Source organism: Streptomyces rimosus subsp. rimosus (genome assembly GCF_000720725.1).
Lineage (GTDB): Bacteria > Actinomycetota > Actinomycetes > Streptomycetales > Streptomycetaceae > Streptomyces > Streptomyces rimosus_A.
On record NZ_JOCQ01000011.1, the window covers coordinates 49,562 to 72,504 of the forward strand.

The following is a 22,943-nucleotide window of genomic DNA, read 5'->3' on the forward strand; positions in this document are numbered from 1 at the left end:
ACCTGCTCGACCTGGACCACCAGCAACCTCCGCCCGGCCCGCGCCGGAACCGGCACGGGGACGCCGACACGTACCGCGACGCACGCGCGCGCCGGGCCGGCGCGCGACCGCCGCCCGGCACCTGGGACAGCCTGGCATCAGCGCGGCCGGATTCGCGGTGCCCCACGGGGCGGGGCGGCCCGCCGCCACCCGGAAGGGTGCACCGGCGCCCCCGGAGAGGCACCGGTACGACGGCGGGACGCCCCGACGCATCGGGCCGGGCGCTCGTGCCCGGCTCAGGCCCGCCGCGTCCTCTCGGCAGCCGCCGGGCCACGGCGCAGGGAGAGCAGCCGGAGCAGGAGTCCGGCCGGGCGTGTGGCGGTCGGTACCTGCTCCGGGGCGGGGACGGGTGCCTTGGCCGGGGCGGCTCCGGGGGCGGGAGCCTTGTCCCCGGCGAGCGCGGGCTCGGGCTCGGGCTCGGCCTTGGCGGTGGTCGCGGGGCGGCCGGGCCCGGGGGCCGGTCCGGAGTCGTCCGCGTCGTACGTGAGGGCGCGCAGGTAACCTTCCAGCGCGCGTTGGGGATCGATGGGCATGACGCACCTCTCCTGCTGGTCGCTGCTGCGGTGTGCGGGAGCGTTCGCGCCTCTCCGGAGCGCGGCGTCAGGAAACGCCGCGTCGGCCGGATCCGTACGGACCGGCGGCTTCGGAGCATGGCGGGAACGTGGCGCGGTCAGCAGCGCAGCACGGTGTGGTGCGCGCGGGCATTGGCGTCGTTGCGCACGCCCGGACGCGGCTCGGCCCGGCGGGCGAGGAGGCCGGTACGCCCGGGGCGGTGCGGCAGCGACGGGGTGAGAACCTGCGCCGTGGGGGAGCGGTCCGTACGTGCGGCCCTGGCTGCCCGGGGGCCGGCCGCCTGCGGAACGCTGTCGTCGGCGGCGAGTTCGGCCGACGCGGCGGTGACCTCGGACTGCCCCGAAGGTGGTTCGAAGGCCGCGGGCGCCGCACCGCACAGCACGATCAGCACGGCGACCAGCATCAGGACGCCGGCCCGCACCCGGGACCGGCGCCTTGGGCGTCCCCCGTGGTCCAAGCGGCGTCCCCCATGACTCATGCGCAAAGAGTAGCCATTCGATTACTGTGTGCGCATGTCGTCGAACGGGTGAGTTTCCAACGCCTGCGCGCCGCGTCAGGGCCTTCCGGGGTCCGGAGGGCGTGCCCGTTCCCTCGCCGCTCCGGGGGTGCGCCCACCACCGGCACCGGACACATCCTCCGATAGGAGTGAGGTGTGGCCCCGCGGGTGTCGGTGACATGCGCCCGGGGGAAAAGATCCAGGCGTCGGCCCGCGCGCGTCGCGCTGCGCACAGGGCCCGGCGGCAGCAGGTTCACGCCCGGCCCCGACGCCGAGGAGCCGCCGGGTCTCCCCGCCTCGCCACGTCCGGAGGAACCGTGCCCGTGCAGACCGTCCCGCTCCGCCCCGTACCCGGCCCGCGCGGCCTGCCGTGGCTCGGAAACCTGCCCGCCTTCGGCAAGGACCCGCTGGCGTTCCTGACCCGGCTGCGGGACGAGTTCGGCGACGCCGTGACCTGGTCCCTGGGCCCGCGGCGCAGCCTGTTCCTCTCCCACCCGCAGCACATCGCCGATTTCCTCGGGTTCCGGGACGGCGCCTGCGACGTCCTGCGCATCGGCTGGGCCCTGCCGCGACTCGTCGGCAACAGCATCCTGCTCGCCGCGGGGCCCGAGTGGCGCCGCAAGCGCGGCATGGTCCAGCCGGCCGTCCGCCCGCGCCAGGTCCGCCGCTTCGCCCGGGTCATGGTCGACAGCGCCCTCGGGGCGGCCGACGGCTGGCGCGACGGTGACCGCTTCGACCTGCTGCGGGAGATGACGCTGATCACCCAGCGCGTCGTGCTCCGTACGCTGTTCGGCAACGATCTCGGGGACCGGACCCGCGCCGTCGGCGCGGCGATGGCGACGGCCGAAAACGCGATCGCCACCGAGATCCGGGGCCTCCCTCTCTTCCTCCCGGACTGGGTGCCCCTGCCCTACCGCCGGCGTCATCTCGGCGCCGTCGCCACCATCGACGCCGAGATGCGGCGGCTCATCGACGCGCGGCGGGCCGGAGCGGACGCCGGGGGCGGCGCCGGCGCGGACGACGGGTCCGGCCGCGACGGCGACCTGCTGACCCGGCTGCTCGCGGCGCGGGACGAGGAGGGCCGCCCGCTGTCCGCCGAAGAGGTCCGCGACGAGGCGGTGACGCTCTGGGCGGCCGGACACGAGACGACCTCCACCGCGTTGACGTGGACCTGGTACCTGCTGTCCCGGTCACCCGAGGCGCGGGCCCGGCTGGACGAAGAGCTCGACCGCGTCCTGGGCGGCCGTCCGCCCACCGCCGAGGACTACGAACAACTGGTCTGGACCCGGCAGATCGTCAAGGAGAGCCTGCGGTTGTATCCGCCGGTCTGGCTCGTCCCCGCCGTGGTGACCAAGGAGGGTGTCGCCCTGGGCGGCCACGCCATTCCCGTCGGTACGACGGTGTGGTGCAGCCAGTGGACGGCCCACCGTGACCCGCGCTGGTTCCCCGACCCCACGGCGTTCCGCCCCGAACGCTGGGACGCCGACGCTCCCGATGTCATCCCCGAACACGCCTGGTTCCCGTTCGGCGGCGGCACTCGCGCCTGTATCGGCGCCCGGTTCGCCCAGGTGGAGGCGGTTCTGCTCATCGCCTCCGTGGCGCAGCGCTTTCACCTGGACGTCACACCGAAGGAAGCGCCCCACCGGATGGGCCTGGTCATCCAGCCGGCCGTGCCGCTCATCGCCACGCTGCGCGCTCGGCCGCGTCCGTAATGGCGTGACCGGGGGCGGGCGAAGCGGACCGGGGGCGTCCGGGGTTGCACAGGCTCGTCCGGGGCCGTCCGGCAAGGCAATCAGCCTTCCGCCCGGACCCATCAGCCCAGAATGCCCAGTTCCGTGTCCGGACGGCAGCCGTAGCACGCCTCCACGCCCTGTCCGAGGGCGTCCACCGCCTGCTCACGGCTGATGGCCCGGCCGCGCGCCTGGCCGCACCCGCCCACATGGACGCGAACGGGACGCCCGTTGCGGCCGCCGAGCCGCTCGGTCTCCAGCAGCCAGTCGGGCCGAGGTGGCCGGACCGGAGCGGGACGGTCCCGCTCCTGCTGTTCGAGGAACTGGATACGGGCCCGGACCGCCGTGAGCTGCAGGCGCAGCCACGTCTCCAAGGTGCGGAGGCGCGGCAGGTCAGGGGGCAGTTCGCTCACGTGTTCGAGTCTAGCCTTCCGGGGTGCCCCCGTTCGTACGGGCTCGGGTCGCGGGGTCAGGCGTCACGCCCGCTCGGGGCGGCGGCGGAGGAAGGGGTGGCCGCTGGAGAGGGAGTGGTCGCGCGAACCGGAGCGCGGCAGACCACGGCGGCGCACAGGAGCGCGGCAGCGATGCCGCCCAGGTGGGCGCGGCTGGAGAGGGTGGAGGTCAGGGCGCATTCCAGGGAGAAGGTCAGCACCGTGCCGTAGATCAGCAGAGGGGCGCGGCAGGCCCAGCCGACACAGATCAGCAGGCCCACGACGGCGGCGGACGGCCCTGTGTCGGCCAGCATTGCCTCGTCGGGGGGAACCGCCAGCGGGTGGCCGGGTCCGAGGGTGAGCACGAGGCGGGCGAACAGCGTCGCCGCCGCCGTGACGACCAGGGAGACGGTCGCCGTGCGCACCGTACCGAGGACGCACTCGGCCACCCCGAAGATCACGATCACCTGGGCGAGGGCACCCCACCACGGCAGTCCGGGCGCGGGCGCGAAGAGCGACAGCGGCAGCCGCGGCAGCACCAGCCAGAACGGGACGTCCGCCCGCACTCCGCCGAGCGCCCAGACCAGCCGCGAGCCGGTGTCCGTCAGGGCGAGAGCATGGCAGGTGATCACGAGGAGCACGGAGGCCGTGGTGAGCGGTACGGCGGCCAGGCGGCGACGCCGGAGTGCGGCCCACGTGGGGCCGGCGACGCGGTGCCACTGTGCGAGGAGAAACCGTCCGACGCGGGTGGCCGGGCTCGGCGCGGGGGTGTGCGCCGCCCGGTCGCCCGGTGCGGCGGCCGGGTGGCCGGAGGCCGGGGGGCGCGGCATCGGGCGGTCGGGCAGCCGCCGCTGCGGGTGAGGCGAGCGCGTACGGGAGAGCTGCGTAGGCGAGGGCTGCGTAGGTGAAGGCTGCGTATACGAAGGCTGCGTACGAGAAAGCTGTGCACGGGAAAGCTCTGTCCGAGAAAGCTCTGTACGGGACAGCCGCCGGCGGGAGGGCTGCCGACGGGTGAGCCGACGACGGGTGAGGCGCCGTTCGGGGCCCGGCAGGGTGGCCCGTGCCCGGCGCGGAAGGGGCCACCACGCGCCGGTCACGGGCGGGTCCTGTGAGTCATCGGGCCTCCGGCGGGAACCGGCGACGGCGTCGCGGTTCGGCGGTCGTGATCAGTCGTGCCTCGTTCGTTGCTCACTCGTTCCCCCGAACGGCTCCCGAGGCCCGGCAGCGCCGGGCAGTTCACCCCTTCGCCACGGGTGCCCCACCGGGCCGCGTACATGTCAGCCGTACGGCGGCAGCTGAACGCGCGTCAGCCCGCCGGCCCGGAGGATCCGCCCGGCCACGGGCCGGTCCACCGCCTCCGTCCTGGGAAGATGTCAAATTACGACGTTCCTCGTACAATGAAGATCCCCGTCCGGGAACCCCCAGCGATCCCCGGCTGAGAACCGTCCGTCCGGAGCCGACTTCCAGGAGCCGCCATGCCGACCACCACGACGCCCTCGGCCGACCGGCCCGGTGCCCGTGTCCTGGACCACCCGGACGTCACGGCGATCCGCCTCGAAGACGTGCTGCACGCGCTGGCCGACCCGATGCGGCTGCGGATCGTGCGCTGTCTCGCGGCGGCCCAGGGGGAACTGTCCTGCGCCGGCATCGAGCTGCCGGTCAGCAAGTCCACCTGTACGCACCACTACCGGGTGCTGCGCGAACACGGCGTCATCAGCCAGATCTACCGCGGTACGGCCAAGATGAACGTGCTGCGCCGCGCCGACCTGGACGCGCTCTTCCCCGGCCTGCTCGAACGGGTCCTGGAGGCGGCGGAACTCCAGGACGGGCGACTGGACGACTGACCGTCCGCCCCCGCGGCCCCGCCCGCTGCCTTTCTTCCCGGTGCGTACGAGGTCGTGCGGTCTCGTTCGAGGTCGTGCGGTCCCGTACGACCGCGTACGGTTGCGTCGCCCCCTCGCCTGTCCGGGCCCGCTCAGCGCTCCCTGTCCCGGCCCGCTCAGCGCTCCCCGTCCGCGGCCGCCACCAGCAGCCCCGGCCAGTCGGCGATCTTCACGGTCGTCCGCCCCAGCTCGCGGCCGAGCGCCGCCTCCGCCGCCTCGATGCGCAGCCAGCCCGGCCAGCGCACCGGCTGCTGCCCCGCCCGCCGCAGCCCGGCCACCGGATCGTCCGGCAGCGGCTCGCGCGCCAGCGTGTCCGCGTCCGCCAGCAACGCGGCCGCGGTCTGCTTCGCACACGGCCGGTTGGTGCCGATCACCCCGGTCGGGCCGCGCTTGATCCACCCCGCCACGTACTCGCCGGGGAAGGGCACACCGTCCCGCAGCACCCGCCCCTCCGCGTGCGGCACCGTGCCGGTCGCCGCGTCGAACGGCAGGCCCGGCTGCGGCGCCCCCTTGTACCCGACCGAGCGCAGCACCAGCTGCGCCGCGATCTCCTCGTACTGCCCCGTGCCGGTGACCCCGCCCGATCCGTCCGGCACGGTCCGCTCGAACCGCACCCCGCGCACCCCCGACCCCCGATCGCCGATGATCTCGACGGGCCGGAGGAAGAACCGCAGATGAATCCGGCGGCGCTTGGCTTGCACCGCGCCCGGCGCCCTTTCCGTCTCTCTTCCCGCCCTTCCCGCATCTCCCGCCCCGTCCGTCTTCCCGGCCCAGTCGCGCAGCACGTCCACGTTGCGCCGGTTCACCGCGGGCAGCCCCGCGGAATCGTGGTACGCCGGGTCCAGCGCCAGCTCCTCGGGCCGTACGGCCACGTCCGCACCCGGCAGCGTGCCCAGTTCCCGCAGCTCCTTGGTGGTGAACTTGGCCTGCGACGGCCCCCGCCGCCCCACCATCCACACGTCCTCGACCCGGCTCTCCGCGAGCGCGCCGAGCGCCGCCTGCGGCACGTCCGTACGCGCCAGTTCGTCCGCGCCGCGGGCGAGGACCCGCGCCACGTCCACCGCGACGTTGCCCACGCCGATCACCACCGCGGAGCGCGCGGCCAGCGGGAAGCGGCCGTCCGCCGCGTCCGGGTGCGCGCTGTACCAGGAGACGAAGCCGGTGGCGGAGTGGCTGCCGGGCAGGCCCTCGCCCGGGATGCCCAGATGCCGGTCGGTGGCGGCCCCCACGCAGTACACCACCGCGTGGAACAGCCGCCGCAGCTCCCGCGGGTCCAGCCCGCCGGCTCCCACGTCGACATTGCCCAGGAAGTGCACGCGCGGATGCTCCAGCACCGTACGGAGGTTGTGCTGCAACGACTTGATCTTCTCGTGGTCGGGCGCGACCCCGTAGCGGACCAGCCCGTACGGGCACGGCAGCCGGTCGAGCACATACACCTCGACGTCCGGCACGGCTTCCTGCCCGACCAGCGCCTGAGCGGTGTAGACGCCACTGGGTCCCGACCCGATCACTGCGACACGAAGCACGGAAGGCCCCTTCCCGCGGAGTACTTCCAGAATCGCACTGGCGTGGGATGCGCGGGAGGTGTGCTGCCGAGGTTGGCGGACAGGCATGCATGGGGCCGGCGCCGGGGACATCGGGCGGGTGAGGCCTGCCCCGGCCCTACCCTTCCGCGGCGGCAGGCGAATCGGCTGTCGGTGACTGTTCGGGCAGCGGTGAGGGTTCGGGCAGCGGTGACGGTTCGGGCAAGGGCGTGGGCCCCTCCGGTGCCGGCGTCAGCAGCGGGGGCGGGCCCTCCAGCGGCGCATCCGGGCCCTCGCTCGGCGGCACCCCCAGCTCCCAGTCGAGGCCGTACCGCTGGAACAGCTCGGCCCGCAACCGCGCGGCCGGCATGGGTGCCCCGGGCAGCAGCACCGCCACCACCGACCCCATCAGCAACGCCCGCAGCAGCCGGTAGTCCGTGTCCGCGTCCTTCGAGCCGTACCGCTCGACCGTGTCACGCAGCAGGAACGCCAGCCGCTGCTGCTCGGGGCACTGGATGAAACCTTCCGCCGTCAGAATTCCGGCCATATGCGTACGCATCAGCAGCGGACGCTCCTGCGCCAGCCCCAGAATCGCGTCGATCGCCCGCGCCAGCCGCTCCCGGCCCGCATCCTCACCCGCCGGAACGGGTTCGCGCTCCAGCGCCGCTTGCAGCGAGTGGTGCATCAGCCGGTGCACGGCCGACTGCAACAGCTGCCGCTTGCCCGGGAAGTAGTACGAGATCAGCCCGCGCGCCGAACCGGCACGGCAGGCGATGTCCCCGAGCGTCGTCGCCTCGTACCCGCGCTCGTCCACCAGCTCGACGGTCGCCTGCAACAAGCGCTCCCGGGAACGCCGCCGCAACTCTTCATTGACCGAGGGGCTGCGGGGGGACATGCTGTTAACTCCTGCGTTGACTGGCTGAGAGCCAATATACTCAGCAGGTCTCCGGATGTCCGCCCCGACGCGGCCAGGACTCCGGTCGAGCTGCCTGGGTCGGGCGACGCGGGGGATCGTCCGACCCGGGCGGCTGTGGTGTCGGTGACGCGCCTGAGACCCGCACCTTTGCAGATCGCAGGGGTGGGGTTGTCGCTCTGTGCTCGCCCTTTGGGTGGATCCTGCGATCCTGCAAACCGCAGGCAGCGGTGCGCCGCGCATTGCTGCTGGTCCATGCGTACCGCCATGTGCCGCGACAGGCTGAGCGAGACGGTTCCTGCTTTCTGTTCCTGCTTTCTGCGCGGCGGTGCCGACCGCTCCCCGGCTGCCGATGGTCTGGCCGCGCCACGTACGAGCTGGGACTCCTCTCCGTCGCGCACGGGCGGAGGCGAACGCACCGATCGTGATCACCTGCAACGAGCCGCCGGCCATTGATCGTTCGGATCGCCCCGCCCCACCCGCTCCAGGCGGACGATGCCGATGTCGGAGCGTGGGAGCCGAGCGAGGCCGCTGTCCTCACTCTGGACGGCAGCCTCGCTGTCTGTCTGAGAGGCTCACTTCAGATCCAGGGCGGCACCACTCAGGACAGGGGCTTCACGCTGTTCCGGTCGTCTCGGCGGGACGGTCCCGGGCTCCGGCGGACAGCAATTCCATGAGGCGTTGCCAGGCCGGGGAGGAGCCGGTGACATGGGAGTACATCAGGGTGAGCGCTGCGGGTTGGGCTTGTCCGCGCTCCGGGTGGCGGGCGTCCCAGGCAGCGATGGCGGTGGCGAGCTCGACGAGCCGGGGGTCGTCGGGGGCGCGGTCGAGGGCCTCGTCACAGGCCCGGTAGAGAGCGCGGAAGTCGGGGTCGGCCAGGGCCGCGTTCTTCTCGGCGACCCATTGGGGTACCGACCGCGGTGACAGCGCTACGAGCATGATCCAGACGTCGCGCTCGATACGAATCAGCCGCTCGCTGATGCCGAGGGCGCGTACGCGCTCAAGGATGTCGATGATCTCGGCCGGCAGGAACAGGGCGTCACCGGCAGCCAGTTGGGCTATGTTGCGGCGGTGGTGGGTGAGATCGCGGATCCTTTCCACCAGTGTCCGGTCGATCTCGGCGACGGCTTCGGCGAACTCCTCGGGCCGGGCGGCGAGGAGCTCCTCGACACGGGCCAGCGGCACGCCGGCGTCGGCCAGGGTTTTGATGCGGATCAGATCCACCACGGCCTGGGCGTCGTAGCGGCGGTAGCCGGAGGCGTCGCGTGCGGGTTCGGACAGCAGGCCGCGCTGATGGTAGTGCCGCACGGCGCGCACCGTCACGCCCGCGTGGGCGGCGAGCTGGCCGATGGTGAGCATGAACCGCCCTTTCCGTACACGCGCTGCCACAGGTCATGGACGGCTTCGGTGACGGCGTCCGGGCAGTCGAGGTGGATCGTACTGTGCCGGGCCCGGTCGAGGGCGCGGTGCTCGCCGTGCCTCACCGAGGCCGCCAGGGCTTCGTAGAGCCGGCACTTGTCCTGCGCCATCTGCCTCAGGGCCCGCTTGGACATGAGCAGGCGCATCGCCGGGTCGGTGCCCAGCGCGGTGAGCGCGATCAGTGGTACGTCGGGGAGGCTGCCCCCGGCCCGCAGTTCGTCGCGCAGCCGCGGCTGATCGCTGCGCTCCTGCGCGCCGGCCCGCAGCCATGCCAGGTCGAGGTGCCGCTCGATGAGCGGCTCGCACACCTGCTGCGGCCACGACGCGAACATGCGCCGGTAGTAGCCGCGCGAGAGGAGGCGCACCAGCCGCAGTACCGGCGTGCCCGGGACCTTCTGGGACCTGAGGTGCGGCAGGTAACGGTCCCAGTCCTCGTGAAAGGAGTCGAGGTAGACGAAACCCGCCACCTCGTCGGGAAACAGTTGCGCGAAGCGGCGCGCGTAGGCGCCGCCAAGGGAGTGCCCGACGAGCACGTACGGACCGGGGACGTCGGCCGCGTGCAGCAGCAGGCGCAGCTCGGTGGCGACCTCGGCGGCGGTGCGCGGCAGAGCTGCCGGGCCGCTCCATCCCGTACCGGCGCGGTCGTAGAGGACGGAGGTGGTGAAAGCGGCAACCCGCTCGTGGACGTTGAGGTAGTCCAGGCCGACCGCGCCGGCACCGGGCAGAAAGACGACGGCCGGGCCTCCGGTGCCCGAGCGGTGGAGGAGCAGGCGCCGTCCCCCGACATCGTGGAAGTGGCCCAGGGGGGCCGGGTGTGAGGTGTGCATGAGATCGATGGTGCAAGCCTGACGCAGGGTCAACGTCAAGTCGTTGTCTGCCCCGACGGCCATGTGGCGCGGGAGCCCGGACTTCGCGGCGAGGTGGCGGCTCGGGGTGTCGTGGGAGCAAACCCAGCTCGGGATGCGGCCTTGGGCGGTGATGTCTGTCGCTCCACCAGCGTCCATTGCCGGTGAGGGCGGCGCGTTCGGGGAAGGAAGCCCAAGCCTGGGCGGCCGGCGAGGAATCAGGAGCCCCGCGGGCCGAAGGCCGGGGTGAGGCGTCGAAGGGACGAGATGGGCACCGATCACTCCGGGGGATGTGGGGAAGCGGGCGGTGCAGCACGGTCTCGCGCCGCACCGCCCGTGGAGGCCGGTGGCCTGCTGTCAGGCGCAGGCCTCGGTGCCGTGGGTGGCCCTACTTTTGCGCCGGGCGTGTTCGGATATGGGCGTTCGTTGCTTCTTCGCGGTGCAGGAGTGCGGGATCAGGGCGTTTGCGCGACCAGTTGGTCGGCGAGTTTGCACAGTCGGCGGACCGTGCGGTCTTCCATGGCGACCGGAGCGGCCGGGGAGAGCGCGGTGCGGTCGTAGTAGGCACCGGGAACGAGTTCGGTGGCCGGGTCGCACAGGCGCGCCACGCGTTCGGCGCCCTCGGTGGCGGGGTCGCCTTCGTGCGCGTACAGAGGGAGCAGGGCGGTGTCGCACACACCGGGGTGCACGCTGACAGAGGTCCACGGCGCCTCGGCCCGGGCGAAGATGGTCAAGGCGAGCTGGGACTGGGCGTAGGCGGCGAGCCGGGAGTACCGCTTGGCGCGGTGGGGGTCGTTCCAGGTGATGGAGGCGGTGCGGTGGGTGGAGGAGGACACGTTGATCACGCGGCTGCCCGGGCGGGCGCTGAGCGGCCCGCGAAGTTCGTGGGTGAGGAGGTAGGCCGCCAGGAAGTTGACCTGAAGGGCCAGTTCGTTGCCGTCGTCGGTCATCGTGCGGCGTTCGGGGGCGGCGACGGCGGCGTTGTTGACGAGGACATCGAGGGCGGGGTGCTCGTCGGCGACGCGGGCGGCCATGGCCCGTACCTCATTGAGGCGGCTGAAGTCGGCGACGGCCAGGCGCAGCTTCAGGACGTTGGCGCCTGCGGCCACCAGGCGGGCGATGGCGTCGTCACCGGATGCCTGGTCCGGAGCGTGCACGATGACCGTATCGCCCCGGGCGGCGAGCAGCCGGGCGGTCTCCCAGCCGATGCCGGTGGTGGCGCCGGTGACCAGCACAGACCTGGAGGCAGGCGAGACAGCGAAAGACATGAGAATCCACTCCGGGAAGGAAAGTGCGGCGGTGCTCCGCTGGGCGGGGCGCTGCCGTGCGAGCAGAGAGCGGACATCGGGAGCGGTATGCGCGCCGACGAGCCGCTGCGAAGGGAAACGACGCGGGGCCGAGCCGTGAGCGCAGCCGTAACGTCAGTGGGGAGAGGGGCTACCGCCCTGACAGCGAGCAGCACACCGAGCCGGGCAGCGCCGTATGCGGCGGCCGGTCGTCATGGCGTAGATGGCTGTTCACACCCCCATTGAAGAAGGCGGAGCGTGTGGGTTCAAGCGGTACTCGGTCTCCCTGACGCCCTTCTGACACGCCGGACGCACGCTCTTCCGACCGCGCTCCCCTTCCCGCGACGGCACCACGGGCAGATTCCCTGCTGCTTGTCCTGCGTGGGTGCTCAATGGTTGGCGGGCGGCACCGGAGTGCCGCCACGGCATTCGTGTCGCCCATCGGCAACGGCTGGCGCGGCGTGTTCGGCAACTTCTCCACCCCGGACGACAGGGCAACCATCGTCATGGCGTGCGGCGACAAGGCGGCTGATGACCTTGTCGTCAACCTGCGGGCCCAGTCCCGGAACAAGGGCGCCAGGAAGCGCGATGAGCGACGGGCCCGGTTCGCGCGCATCGCCACGCAGACCGCCGTGCAGGCCGCCGAGCAGGCCGGCTGCAAGGCGCCCCCCGGACAGGAGATCAACCGGGTTCCCAATGTCCCGCCATTGATATCGATGACGCCGAGGGGGAAAGCCACCGGGACATGTACGGGAATCAACGCTCCTGTGCTTGAGAGCGTCGCCGATCCGCTCGCCCCCATGGAAGACTGCTTTGTCCTCGACGAGAAGGGCGAGCCGTCATTCCGGCTGGCTGCCTACTACGGCCCCTTCGTACAGCACGGACGTGTGGATACTTCGGTTCGAGGGGGCACCTTCACCACACCGGCAGGCAGCTCAGACGGCCTGTACTGGACCTCGGTGTCCTGCCCGAAGCAAGGCGGTACGGCCTTTTATACGGCGGAGACGCTGCGCACCTCCGGAACCTTCACCCAACCCGATGCCGCCGCCCAACAGGCGGGACTCACACACTTCGTCAGACGATCAGCACAGGCTCACGGCTGCAGCCTGAGGCTCGCAGCCGCCGAAGGAGTGGGGCGCGAACAGCGTTGAAATGCCCTCGAATCGGCAGCGGCCACCGCTGCAACGGACGACCGTGAGTGTGTGGGGGGCTGGAGCAGGTGGCGGGCGAGCCAGGCGCCGCAGTCGCGGGGGCGGGACCTCAGCGAATGGTGTGCCGTGAGCCGAATGCTGTGATCGTGAAGGGCCCGTCGAGCTCGTAGTTGCCGCCGCGGGCGATACGGCGGACGGCGCCGACCCGGTCCACCGAGTCGCGCCACTCCTGGGCGGTGTCCGGGTTCTTCGGGTGGGTCAGATCATCGGTCCGTACGTCGAAGAACGCGTCGAGCCACTCCTTCTCCCCGGCCTTGGACGGAGCGCCGACCTTGTCGGTGGTGCGCTCGATGAGCGCCGGCAGGGCGTCGGCGTCGCTGCCGGTGCCGTGCTGGATGGCGGCGTCATACAGTTCGGCGCGGGCCAGAGCGGTGCTCAGGCCGAGCCGGTCGGCCTGGTCCCTCGCGGGCTTGTAGTAACGGTCGTCGACCTGCTGATCCTGGACGTGCCGGAACCGGTCGTCCTGCGCCGCCTGCTTCCAGGCAGCGATGTAGTCGGCCTCGGGTAGGCCGCCGGCGTCCGCCTCCTCGTTCGCCTGCCGTTCCAGCGCGGGTACGAAGCGGGCCAGCGGGTTGCCGGGGACCTGCCGGGTGTAGGCGCGGATCACCTTCAGCGCGTCACCGTCCCCGGTCGTGAAGCCGGCCCGGCCGGCGGTGATGCCCCGTCCGTCGTGCAGATTCTCGGCGTAGCCGTACTGGATCTCCGGCGTGCCGTTCTCGAACACGCTGACCAGCTGGTCCGCCCGGCGCCGCTGGTCTGCCGTGAGGGCGTGGCCGCCCGCGGAGGCGGTGGCACCCGGCTGCCCAGGACTCGTGCCGATGTCCGGCGTGCCGGACCGATCGGCACCGCAAGCGGTTGCTCCGGCGGCGACGACCAGGGCCAGCGCAGCAGTGCGGAGCATGCGAAGCATGCGTCGATGGCGGATGCGGGTGTGCAAGATGATCCTCCCACCGAGATCCTAACGGTGGTTTGTTGACCACGAGCGGTGGTGGCGGGCGGCGGAAGCGAGAGCCTGAGCCTGTGCACGTATGACCTCGGCTCGGTCGGAAAGACCGGTCGATGCCGCCCGCAAACCGGCCGGGCACGGCCCCGGCCACCCTGGCGACTGGAAGCCGGTCTCGACGTTGCTGCCCCCCATCTGTCGGCGAAAGCTGCGAAGCCCCTCTGGCCCAGCTCGCGCCGCTGTGCCGCGACGTCGGCAGGCGTGGTGCGCTTCTCGGCGTACAGCTGGGTGGAGTCTGGCTGTCGCATCGTCTTGAGTGCCGTGCCCACCCTCTCCGCGCTGTTTGCCGGATGCATCCCTGTGTCGGATCACGTACGAGTGGGAGCAATGGGGCGGTGCGGGGGATCGCCTGACCCATGCGGGTGTCATCTCGGGAGCGCGCTCTTGACGCCCGCAAGCCGAGCCGCCATGCGCACACGCCCCAGGCCCGTCAGGGCGCATGTCGGCTGCGGCCGGACCGGGAATTCGCCGGCCCGGCCGCAGGCTCACGAACGCCGTGTTCTCGACGTACAGCGTGCTCGACGCCGGCGGCTCCGTACGTGCTGGACGGTCGGGCCGCCCCGCGCGGTGCTGCCGGCGGCGCGTCCGCGTGCGTCCACGCCCGGCCGTCCTGCGCGAGGCGTGGCTACCGGCCCGATACGATCCACCGTCAGGGAGTGCCGACGGACGTGCCCAAGGCCGCGCCGACGGCCTCCGGCTGCGGAGCGCGCACTTCCTTCGGCCGTGGCGGAGTGAACGTCACGGGCAGGGAGAGCAGGCGGCGGGAGACCCAGGCCGACTGCCACTGCAGCTCTGCCTCGGGCACCGCCAGCTCCAGGTCCCTGAGCGTGCTCAGCAGGATGTCGATGCCCGTCTCGGCGATGGCCTGTCCGATGTCGCGGCCGGGGCACTCGTGGGGGCCGGTGGAGAAGGCGAGGTGACCCGAGTTGTGGACGACCGGGCGTCCGGGCTCGCGGGCGGCGGGGTCCGCGTTGGCCGCCTCGATCCCCAGGATGATCATGTCGCCGGCCTTGATCTGCTGGCCCGCGATGGTCATGTCGCCGGCCGCCCAGCGGGTGGGCAACAGTCCGATCGGCGGGAGGTCCCACAGCACCCGCTCCAGGGCCTCGGGCAGCGTCATCTGGCCACTGGTCAGGTCATGGCTGAACTGACGCTGCGTCAAGAGCACCAGCAGGGTGTTCGCGATCAGCGCGACCGTCGGCGTGTAGCCGGCGACGAAGATCATACGCAGGTGCTCGACGACCTCCTGCTCGCTGAGGCCCGCCTCGTGGTCCAGGAGCCGGCTGACGAAGTCCCGGCCGCCGACGGTGTTGGCGACGCCCTCACCGGCCCGCCTGCGCCGGACGAGCTCCTCCATGGTGCGGGTGACGAACGCATTGCCCTCGGCGGCCCGCTCGTTGCCGCTGGTCAGATCCCGCACCGCGGTCACCAGGGCGGGGCTCTCCTCCTCGGGCATGCCGTACATCCAGGCCATCACGAGGGCCGGCAGCTGCGCGGCGTACTCGGTGACCAGGTCGGCGGTGCCGCGGGAGGCGACGCAGTCGATGAGACGGTTGGCGTACCGGCCGATGTAACGGCGCAGGGAGTGCCGGTTGAAGTCCAGGCTGTCGACCACGGCGCTGCGCAGCCGCGCGTGGGGCACGCCGTCCTCGAACGCCACGATCGGCTGGTACGCGGTCATCGGCGCCAGGGGGTGGTCCGCCGGGATCCGGCCGTCCTGGTAGACGCGGCCGCGGCGGGAGTCGCAGACCACGCGGGAGTTGCTCTGCATGACATCGCGTATCGCGTTGTAGCCCAGGACCAGATAGGCCGGGATGTCGCCGGGAACGAGGACCGGCGCGACGTCCCCGTACTGCCTGCGCAGCTGTTCCAGCACCGGGCCCAGGGGCTCGGCGTCGGGGCCGTAGATCCGCTGCCAGGGACCGCCGGCGCTCCGGTCGTGCGCAGGACAGCCGGGAGGCGGTGCCGGTGCGGACGGGGAACGGGGGTCTGGATACGTCATGGTGCCTCCCAGCGGCAATACGAGCGGGCCCCTGCTGCCCAGCCCGCCGTTTCGCGCTGTGGCTTCCGGCTCCCCCCCGGTGCTGGGACACATCACGCCCTGTGCGACGACACACAGGGCGTGATGATCAGCATTGTCAGCAGCCTACCGTTCAACCGGACGCGTGATCAGCTGAGTCGGAGCCGGCCGGCCAGGGCCGATGACGATGGGGGGAGTACGGTCAGGAAGCTGTCCGCCTTCGGTGGCGGCCGGCGGCGGGGCGGACTTCCGGGCTGTTCAGCGGCCCGGCCGACTGGGTGTGGGGTTGCGCGGCTGCACCGTCATGGGAACCCGGTCGGGCCGGGCGACAGCGGAGATCACCTGCCGCGGGGTGTGGCCGCTGACGGGGGTCATGCGCCAGTCGCGCAGTACCTCCGCGATGGCGATGGTGGTCTCGGCCAGGGCGAATTGATCGCCGATGCATTTGCGGTTGCCGCCGCCGAAGGGCATGAACGACCGCTTGGTCCCGGGGTTCAGCCACCGGTCCGGGTTGAACGTATGGGGGTCCTCGAAAGCCTCCGGATCGCGGTGGACGGCGTACATGCTGAACGCCACCTCGGTGCCCGCGGGCAGCGTGACATCGGCGAGGGTCACCGGCGCGATGCTGCGGCGCATCAGGAATGTGACACCGTGCAGGCGGATCACCTCGTCCAGCACCCGGCGGATCAGGGTCAGCCGGGGGACGTCTTCGATGGTCACCGGGCGGTCGGGGCCGACGACCTCCAGGACCTCGGCCACCACCTGCCGGTCGACCTCGGGGTGGTGCGCCAGGTAGTGCCAGGCCCAGGCCAGGGTCGAGGCCGTGGTCTCGGCCCCGGCGAAGAGCAGCGTGGCCACCTCGTCGCGGATCTGGACGTCGCTGAGGCGGACCGGAACGTCGTCGTGGACCTGCGCCCGCAGCAGCTGTGCGAGGAGGTCGTCGTGCTCCTCGGCGTGGCCGCCGGCGTGTGCGGTGGTGATGACCTGGTCGATCACCTCGGTCAACCGCGCGGACGCCCGGTCGAAGACGCGGTTGTAGCGCACCGGCAGGCGATCCAGGATCTTCGGTGAGGCAGCGCGCTTGAGGAGCATGTCCAACAGCACCGGCAGCTCGGTACGGATCGTTTCCACCGCCGGTGTTCCGACGTCCGTGCTGAACAGCGACATGGCAATGGAGTCGATCGAGTAACCGGCGGACTCCTTGTAGATGTCCACCTGCTGACCCGGCTGCCAGGAATCCGACAGGCGCCGGGCGTTGCGGCTCATGATCAGGGAGTAGTCCGCGATGCGCTTCGGGCCGAAAAGGGGTGCGAGGAAGCGGCGGTTGCGCTTGTGCAGCTCCCCGTCCGCGGTGCTCAGCCCCTCGCCGGCCAGTCGCTTGAGCCGCTGGAAGAACCGGCCCTTCTCGAACCACCGGCCCTTGTCCACCAGGACCTCGTGCAGCCGCTCGGGTGTGGTGGCCATGTAGACGGGCATCGAGCCGAGCTGGATCCGGACCAGGCCGCGGTCGTCGGCGTGGTCCCGCAGCGACAGGAAGAAGCCGAAGGGATCGCGGATGAGAGTCGGCGCGTGCCCAAGGAGGGGCAGGGCGCCCGGCACGCGGGGTATCGGTCTCGTTGCGACGGAGGAGGCGGTGTCCATGGCCACGTCGGGTGTCCTTTGCTGTCGGCGGCGCTGAGCACCGAGGTCCGGGCAGGTCGTTGATCAAGTCTGCCCATAGTGCGCCGCGACAACGCGGAAAGGGAATGCGGGAGTCCACACCGTGGGAGCGGCGTGGCCGGGAGTCGTGGACGAGGGCTCGTTGATTGCTGCATCAGTGCAAGTGGGAGGGGACGTGCGGGGGCGTCGGGTAAGGGGTGGCGCGCGAGGAGCGCGAAGCGGAACGGGCTGCTCCGCGCGATTACGCTGCCTCCATGGACCTCACCGAGCAAGAAGACGACATTCTTGGCCATATGTGGCTCAAGTCCGGTGAATCTGTGCGAATTCGCGACTTATGGAGAGAGATCAACGAGTCTCGTGCCCTCGGCGGCGAGAAGCCCTATGCCTACACCACGGTGGCCACGGTGGTGCAGAACCTCAAGGGCAAAGGAGCCGTGGAGAATGCTGGTGGCCGGCTCGACGGCTACCGTCCCGTATACGCCCCGGAGGCGCGAGCGGGGGACCGGATGGCGCAGGCGTGGAAACGTGCTCCCGACCCCGACGCCGCCATGCGGCACTTCCTGTCGGAGATGACCGAGGGGGAGCTGGGCTGCGTCGAGCACGCCCTCGCCTCCGTGCGCGCACGCCCCGCCGCCCGGCAGGAGGAGCCGTCGGCAAGTGAGCGGCCGACGCCGCAGGAGCAGCTCCTCCTGCCCCCGGCCGCTGGCGGAAGGGGGCGGCGCGGTGAGCGTCACAATGACCCGAACGTACTGATCAGCGGCTTGCTCGAACTCCAGATGAAGGCTCGCGGGACCACCAAACGCGCGGTCGCGAACCGTATCGGGATCCACGAGAAGACGGTCGCGAACCGCATGGCGCGGGCGGCCGGGCTGCCCTCGGAGATGCTGGGGGAACTGGTCGAGGCCCTGGAGACGCCGGACGACATCAGCGCTGCCATCTTCCGGCTCGCCGGGCGCGTCGCTCCGTCCAGGAAAGTTGTCGCCCCCCAACTCTCCCCGGACCTGCCCGCCTACCGGGCCTACCTGGACAGCATCAAGCGCCCCTCTGTCCTGTACGGCATCGGATGGCGCGTCGTGTACTACAACCAGGCCTATCGCGAGCTCTTCTCGCCAGGGCCGCACATCCCCGTGTTTCCCGGGGCCATGCCGCTGGAGAACGGCGTCCTGTACATGCTTCGGCATCCGAATGCCGCCCGGCTCCTGGGCGCCGGCGACATGGAAGCGTACGACCGGCACTGGCGCACCCTCGCGCTGGCTCACTTCGCGGCGGTGTACCAGGAAAACCGGGACCACCCCGAGCTGCAGTACGTCCTGCACGAAATCGAGAAGAGTCCCGGTCTCTACGCCTCCTACCGAAGCGTTGCGAAATGGATCCGGGAACACGGCGACACCGCCGTCAGCAGCGAGCCGCGGCCGTTCTTCGACCCGCGCGGCGAAGGACGCGTCACCCGGGCCCAGGTGCTGACCGAGGCGCATCCGGGCAGTCCGCTGCAGCATGCCACCTGGGTCATCGAGGGCGACGTCGTCGACGACTGACGGTACCTCTGACGCGGTGGCGCGCACGGCAACCAGGATTACTACGCGCCGTCGTCGAACGGGAAAGCCGTGTTCCATTCCGTGGCATGAGCGCTCCGGACCAGCAATGATGGTCCCGGCCACCCCGCACACAGCCCAGCCGGAACGGGGCCGGGCGAGGCACGCTCCACGCCCGTCCAGCCTGCGAGGTGGCGCCGTGAACGTCGACCCGGACCCGGTCGGCGCCCGATCGACCAAGGCCCGGCCCGCGTGAGCCGGCCGGATCTCAGGGGGACCGCAATGACATCGGGACACTGCTCGGCTCCTGGGAGCCGCAGCTGACGCGACGCCACGCGTCAGTTCCGGAGTTCCGGGGCAACTGCTCCGGGCGCCGGGCCCGGCAACAGCCGGCGCGCTGTTGCGGGCAATCCGCGCCATGCGCAGCAGAACACTCCGAAGGCCGGTGGCCGCCCCTCCGCGGGAAGGGGCGGCCACCCACGACCTGCACTCCAGAAAATCCGTGACCGACCGCGGCCTGCGCCGGAATATACGACTGGACCACGCAGGGGATGGCCCAGCCTGAATGACGGTGCTTGCTTCTCTCGCCTCCGCGTTCCGATGCGCAGTGAAGGGTTTCCTCATGTGCACACATGCGAGCGGGCTGTCCCCGCCATGATCTCCGCCACGGCGGCGGCGCCACGGTGGCGATGACCGAATTCCTGTACTCCCGACCAGGGTTGGCCCCCCACGCCGGGTGGCGGGCTGGAAAACCGGCGCGCCGGAGACTTCTTGTTCTCCGCCGCCCAGGAACGGACGCCGGAACACCCCCTGGCGCCCGCGGCCCGTCCGGGGTGCCACCCGCTTCCTGGGTGGCACCCCGCACTCCCTGTTCGATCTATTCAATGCGGTCGAGGAAGCCGAGCACCCGGCGGGTGACCTGCGTTGCGGCGTGCTCGTCGTACGACGGCAGGCTGCTGTCGGTGAACAGGTGCCGGTCGCCGGGGTAGAGGAACAGCTCGGCATCCAGCGCCGTTTCGACGAGCGCGCGGGCCGCGTCCACATCGCCCTCCCCGGCGAAGAACGGATCCCCGTCCATGCCGTGGACCTGTACGGGGACATCCTGGGGCCATGCCCCGGCGAACTCCGAGACCGGGAGGCACGCTTCGAGCAACAGCGCACCCTTCGCGCCGGGACGGGTCTGGGCCAGCTTCTGTGCCGGCAGGACGCCGAGCGAGAACCCGAGGTGGACGAGTCCCGCAGGCAGCCCTTCGGCGGCGCCGGTTCCGCGAGCGATCACCTTGTCGAAACCGACACTCTCGGCGTAGCCGACGCCTTCATCGAGGTTCTCGAATATCTGCCCGTCGAACAGGTCGGGGACGTGGACGGTGTGTCCGGCCCGTCGCAGCTACTCGGCGAACTCGCGGATGCCGGCGGTCAACCCGTGCCCGTGATGGAAAACCAGCACCTCAGCCATGCTGCTCCCCTCGTGTTGCGGTAGCCGGGCGGCACCGCGGCACGAGTATGACCCACAGCACTGACACCCATGCGCAGCCGGTGCTGAATCGAGGTCTCTCCGCATCAGCGGCTGACCGCGATGACAGGGCCGCGCCCCAACCGAGCCACGGGCTGCTCCCGATGGCACGCCGCAGCGACGCGCAGCGGATCACCATCACCAGGGGACGACGCCCTCGTCGTCGAAGAAGCCGCCGCGTGGTCCGTCGTCCGGCAGGGTGGCGAGCCGGATGGCGATCGCGGCACCCTGCTCGGGGGTCCGCGGCGCGTTGAAGCCGGTGAAATCGGTCGCCACGTAGCCGGGGCAGCAGGCGTTCACGATGACAGGCGTATCGGCGAGCCGGCGGGCGTACTGGGCCGTGACGCTGTTGAGCATGGACTTCGACGGCGCGTACGCGGCCATGACCGGGCCGGTCCGCAACGTCAGCGAGCCCATGTTGCTCGACATGTTGACGATGCGCGGCGCGTTCGCGCGGCTGAGCAGCGGAAGCATCGCGTTCGTCACCCGGACCACCCCGAACACGTTGGTGTCCAGCACGGCGCGGACGACATCGAGGTCGAGCGTGGTCGGATCCTGCGCGCCACCGTCGGTCCGGCCGGAGATGCCCGCGTTGTTGACGAGCACGTCGAGCCGTCCCGCCGTCCGCTCGATGGTCGCTGCCGCCGCGGCGACGCTGGTGTCGGAGGTGACGTCGAGCGCGACCCCGAACGCGTCGACGCCCGCGGCCCGCAGCTGCCCGACGGCCTCCTCGCGCCTGGCGTCGTCGCGAGCCCCCACTGCGACCGTGAAGCCGATCGCTCCGAGACCCTGTGCGATGGCGAGACCGATTCCCTTGTTCGCGCCGGTGACCAGCGCGGTCTTCGTGTTGTTCACCCGATCCATGCTCGGCGGGCCGTGCGTCGCCGTCCAATATCGGATCGGTGGGCTGTGATACTCGGCGGGTATCAGTAGGTAGGCTGCCCACGTGGACGATCTGGAGACCCGTGAACTGCGGTACTTCCTCGCCGTCGCCGAGGAGTTGCACTTCGGACGCGCCGCCGGCCGGCTCGGGATCGCACAGCCGCCGCTCTCGCGCGCGATCCGCCGGCTGGAGCAGCGGCTCGGTGTCCAGCTCCTCGACCGGGACCGCCGTGGGGTGGCGCTCACCGATGCCGGCAGAGTGCTGCTTCGGGAAGCCGGCGCGGCCCTCGACGCGATCGCGGCCGCCGCACGCCGGACGCGGCATGCGGGGAACCCGAAGCGGCCGCTGGTGCTCGTGACGAAGGCCGGGGCATCCCACGAGCTGCTGCGGCGGCTCCTCGACGCGCTTGCGAGCGAACCCGGTGCGCCACCGGTCGAGGTCCTCCTGTGCGAGGTCGGCGAGCAGGCGGGGCTGCTCCGCGACGGGCATGCCGACGTGGCACTCATGCACCGCCCGTTCGACGACCTCGCCGGATTCGACACCGAAGACCTCTGCGTCGAAGGCCAGGTCGCGATCCTCCCCGCGGGGCATCCGCTCGCAACACGCGAGCGGCTCACGCTGGCGGATGTCCGTGACGTGCCGGACCTGCCGATCGCTCGATGGCCCCGGCTCGACGGGTCCTACCCGGACGGCCCCGGGCCGGAGGTGCGCACCCAGTCGCAGCTCGCCCAGCTCGTGGCACTCGGCAGAACGCTGCTCGTCATCCCCGCCTCCAGCCGTGCCTGGCAGTGGCCCGAACATGTCGCGGTGCCCGTCGTCGACGCCCCGGAAGTCACCACAGTGATCGCCTGGCCGCCGGGCAGTCGCTCCCTGGCGGTCGCATCGCTCGTCCGCTCGGCAGCCGAACTCCGCGACACGGGGCAGCCTCCGCCCGTCGGCCCGGTACCGCCCGACCGCGCGCAGTGACAGTGATGGCGACAGCGCGCCACCATCTGATTCCGCCGCGCCCGGAGCCGTGTAACTGCCTCGTGCAACGATCGAGAGGCGGCTGATACGGGCCCTCGGGACGGCCGCAATACGGGGCTGGCTCACTCGTCGGCAGAGGCGCATTCCAGCGCCTTCCGGACCGAGTCCGGCGCAATCCGGACGCCCCTCACGTCCCGAAGGAGCAGACATGACCACGCAGGCCATGCCGCACGCTCGGCGGCCCGAGCGCACCGCGCTGCGTACCGCCCTCGCCGTCGCGGTGACCGGTACCGCCATCGCCCTCCCGACGAGCACGGCGTTCGCCGCGCCCGGAGGCGGCCACGTCAAGGAGGTCAAGGCTCAGAGCGGCGAAACGCTGAAGCTGGACGGCAAGTCCGGCAGCGTCAGCGTCCAGGATCCCGAGCACGGCTTCACCGGTGTGCTGAACCACGACAAGCCCGGCCCGGTGCAGAGCCGGATGGATCCGAACGGCACGTACACGCTGGTCTTCCCGAAGCCCGCGGCGCAGGCGGACGCCGCGACCAAGGTCGTCTACAAGCACGACGGGAAGACCACGCAGACCTTCGACCTTCCCAAGGGCTCCGCGGCCGACGGCCGCTGACCGCTCCGCCCGACCGGCGGCCCCCGGCGCCATCCCATCCCTCGGCCGGGGGCCGCCTCCGGCCGAGGGCGGGCCTCCAGGCATCCGTGCTGATCGCGATGCCCGCGGACCGGTGGGTACAGGGGAGCCGGTCTCGCGCGTGCAGGATTTCCGAGCGGCCGCGGTGCGGTTTCCCGGCATCGTGCCTGTGCCCGCAGAACTTGCGCCCGCAGAACCGGCGGAATCCTCGATCCGAGTAACACGCCGATGGTCTTTCGGCTGCCTACGGCAGGTGATTTCACCTGCCCGCCCAGGAAAGACCGTATCCGTACCGAAGTTTTCCAAGAGCCGTTCTTATTCTTTGCCCGGATCCGGTTGTATCTCGTGGTCGGCCCCCGCCCATCTCGTGGTCCGGGA

The 22,943-nt window shown here is 71.5% G+C and carries 19 protein-coding genes and 1 pseudogene; 6 read left to right on the forward strand and 14 right to left on the reverse strand.

The features are described 5' to 3' along the window. Positions 1-275 precede the first annotated feature (275 nt). Both IH45_RS0108430 and IH45_RS0108435 read right to left on the reverse strand, forming a co-directional pair. Positions 276-572, reverse strand: a complete 297-nt coding sequence (locus tag IH45_RS0108430; RefSeq protein WP_030663795.1) for a hypothetical protein — start codon at positions 570-572, stop codon at positions 276-278. A 137-nt stretch (positions 573-709) separates the two neighbouring features. Then, positions 710-1,033, reverse strand: a complete 324-nt coding sequence (locus IH45_RS0108435; protein ID WP_030663797.1) for a hypothetical protein — start codon at positions 1,031-1,033, stop codon at positions 710-712. A 398-nt stretch (positions 1,034-1,431) separates the two neighbouring features. Between IH45_RS0108435 and IH45_RS0108440 the strand changes: the two genes are divergently transcribed. Next, complete coding sequence (locus tag IH45_RS0108440; protein WP_030663799.1) at positions 1,432-2,820, forward strand: cytochrome P450; 1,389 nt, start codon at positions 1,432-1,434, stop codon at positions 2,818-2,820. Between the two features lie 101 nt (positions 2,821-2,921). Here IH45_RS0108440 and IH45_RS0108445 read toward each other — a convergent pair whose 3' ends face one another. Together IH45_RS0108445 and IH45_RS1000000147760 are read right to left on the reverse strand one after the other, a co-directional pair. Beyond that, positions 2,922-3,251, reverse strand: coding sequence for a DUF6233 domain-containing protein (locus IH45_RS0108445; RefSeq protein WP_030663801.1), 330 nt, complete (start codon positions 3,249-3,251; stop codon positions 2,922-2,924). A gap of 56 nt (positions 3,252-3,307) precedes the next feature. Beyond that, a complete protein-coding gene (locus IH45_RS1000000147760; RefSeq protein ID WP_050514647.1) occupies positions 3,308-4,099 on the reverse strand; it encodes a hypothetical protein in 792 nt (263 codons plus the stop codon). A gap of 645 nt (positions 4,100-4,744) precedes the next feature. On the opposite strand from IH45_RS1000000147760, the gene IH45_RS0108455 reads away from it, so the two are divergent. Continuing rightward, positions 4,745-5,113, forward strand: coding sequence for an ArsR/SmtB family transcription factor (locus IH45_RS0108455; RefSeq protein ID WP_030663805.1), 369 nt, complete (start codon positions 4,745-4,747; stop codon positions 5,111-5,113). Positions 5,114-5,268: 155 nt separating this feature from the next. On the opposite strand, the gene IH45_RS0108460 is transcribed toward IH45_RS0108455, so the two are convergent. The 5 genes from IH45_RS0108460 to IH45_RS0108480 all read right to left on the reverse strand — a co-directional run bounded on the left by IH45_RS0108460 (position 5,269) and on the right by IH45_RS0108480 (position 11,120). Further along, positions 5,269-6,678, reverse strand: coding sequence for an FAD-dependent oxidoreductase (locus tag IH45_RS0108460; protein ID WP_030663808.1), 1,410 nt, complete (start codon positions 6,676-6,678; stop codon positions 5,269-5,271). Between the two features lie 136 nt (positions 6,679-6,814). Continuing rightward, on the reverse strand, positions 6,815-7,570 hold the full coding sequence (locus tag IH45_RS0108465; protein WP_050514648.1) for a TetR/AcrR family transcriptional regulator: 756 nt from the start codon (positions 7,568-7,570) through the stop codon (positions 6,815-6,817). Positions 7,571-8,203: 633 nt separating this feature from the next. Continuing rightward, a complete protein-coding gene (locus IH45_RS0108470) occupies positions 8,204-8,947 on the reverse strand; it encodes a MerR family transcriptional regulator (protein ID WP_030663815.1) in 744 nt (247 codons plus the stop codon). Next, complete coding sequence (locus IH45_RS0108475) at positions 8,908-9,834, reverse strand: alpha/beta fold hydrolase (RefSeq protein WP_030663816.1); 927 nt, start codon at positions 9,832-9,834, stop codon at positions 8,908-8,910. Before IH45_RS0108475 ends, IH45_RS0108470 begins: the two co-directional genes overlap by 40 nt. A 473-nt stretch (positions 9,835-10,307) precedes the next feature. Next, a complete protein-coding gene (locus IH45_RS0108480; RefSeq protein ID WP_030663817.1) occupies positions 10,308-11,120 on the reverse strand; it encodes an SDR family NAD(P)-dependent oxidoreductase in 813 nt (270 codons plus the stop codon). A gap of 449 nt (positions 11,121-11,569) precedes the next feature. Between IH45_RS0108480 and IH45_RS0108485 the strand changes: the two genes are divergently transcribed. Continuing rightward, positions 11,570-12,289 (forward strand): hypothetical protein, encoded by a 720-nt coding sequence (locus IH45_RS0108485; RefSeq protein WP_030663818.1) that lies wholly within the window; start codon positions 11,570-11,572, stop codon positions 12,287-12,289. A gap of 109 nt (positions 12,290-12,398) precedes the next feature. Here IH45_RS0108485 and IH45_RS0108490 read toward each other — a convergent pair whose 3' ends face one another. From IH45_RS0108490 to IH45_RS0108500, 3 genes are all read right to left on the reverse strand, one after another. Continuing rightward, complete coding sequence (locus IH45_RS0108490; protein ID WP_158812975.1) at positions 12,399-13,250, reverse strand: chitosanase; 852 nt, start codon at positions 13,248-13,250, stop codon at positions 12,399-12,401. 751 nt (positions 13,251-14,001) lie between these two features. Further along, positions 14,002-15,354 carry a cytochrome P450 family protein gene (locus IH45_RS0108495; RefSeq protein WP_030663820.1) on the reverse strand — a complete coding sequence of 451 codons (1,353 nt, stop codon included), beginning with the start codon at positions 15,352-15,354 and terminating at the stop codon, positions 14,002-14,004. 276 nt (positions 15,355-15,630) lie between these two features. Continuing rightward, positions 15,631-17,013 carry a cytochrome P450 gene (locus IH45_RS0108500; protein ID WP_050514662.1) on the reverse strand — a complete coding sequence of 461 codons (1,383 nt, stop codon included), beginning with the start codon at positions 17,011-17,013 and terminating at the stop codon, positions 15,631-15,633. A gap of 272 nt (positions 17,014-17,285) precedes the next feature. On the opposite strand from IH45_RS0108500, the gene IH45_RS1000000145115 reads away from it, so the two are divergent. Beyond that, positions 17,286-18,566, forward strand: coding sequence for a BlaI/MecI/CopY family transcriptional regulator (locus IH45_RS1000000145115; protein ID WP_078897356.1), 1,281 nt, complete (start codon positions 17,286-17,288; stop codon positions 18,564-18,566). Positions 18,567-19,440: 874 nt separating this feature from the next. On the opposite strand, the pseudogene IH45_RS01000000143345 reads toward IH45_RS1000000145115, so the two are convergent. After that, a pseudogene (locus IH45_RS01000000143345) lies at positions 19,441-20,019 on the reverse strand (dienelactone hydrolase family protein). Between the two features lie 195 nt (positions 20,020-20,214). Beyond that, positions 20,215-20,940, reverse strand: a complete 726-nt coding sequence (locus tag IH45_RS0108515; RefSeq protein ID WP_030663826.1) for an SDR family oxidoreductase — start codon at positions 20,938-20,940, stop codon at positions 20,215-20,217. A gap of 82 nt (positions 20,941-21,022) precedes the next feature. On the opposite strand from IH45_RS0108515, the gene IH45_RS0108520 reads away from it, so the two are divergent. Continuing rightward, a complete protein-coding gene (locus tag IH45_RS0108520; RefSeq protein WP_030663828.1) occupies positions 21,023-21,925 on the forward strand; it encodes a LysR family transcriptional regulator in 903 nt (300 codons plus the stop codon). A gap of 208 nt (positions 21,926-22,133) precedes the next feature. Continuing rightward, positions 22,134-22,547, forward strand: coding sequence for a hypothetical protein (locus IH45_RS0108525; protein WP_030663830.1), 414 nt, complete (start codon positions 22,134-22,136; stop codon positions 22,545-22,547). The last annotated feature ends 396 nt before the right edge of the window (positions 22,548-22,943 follow it).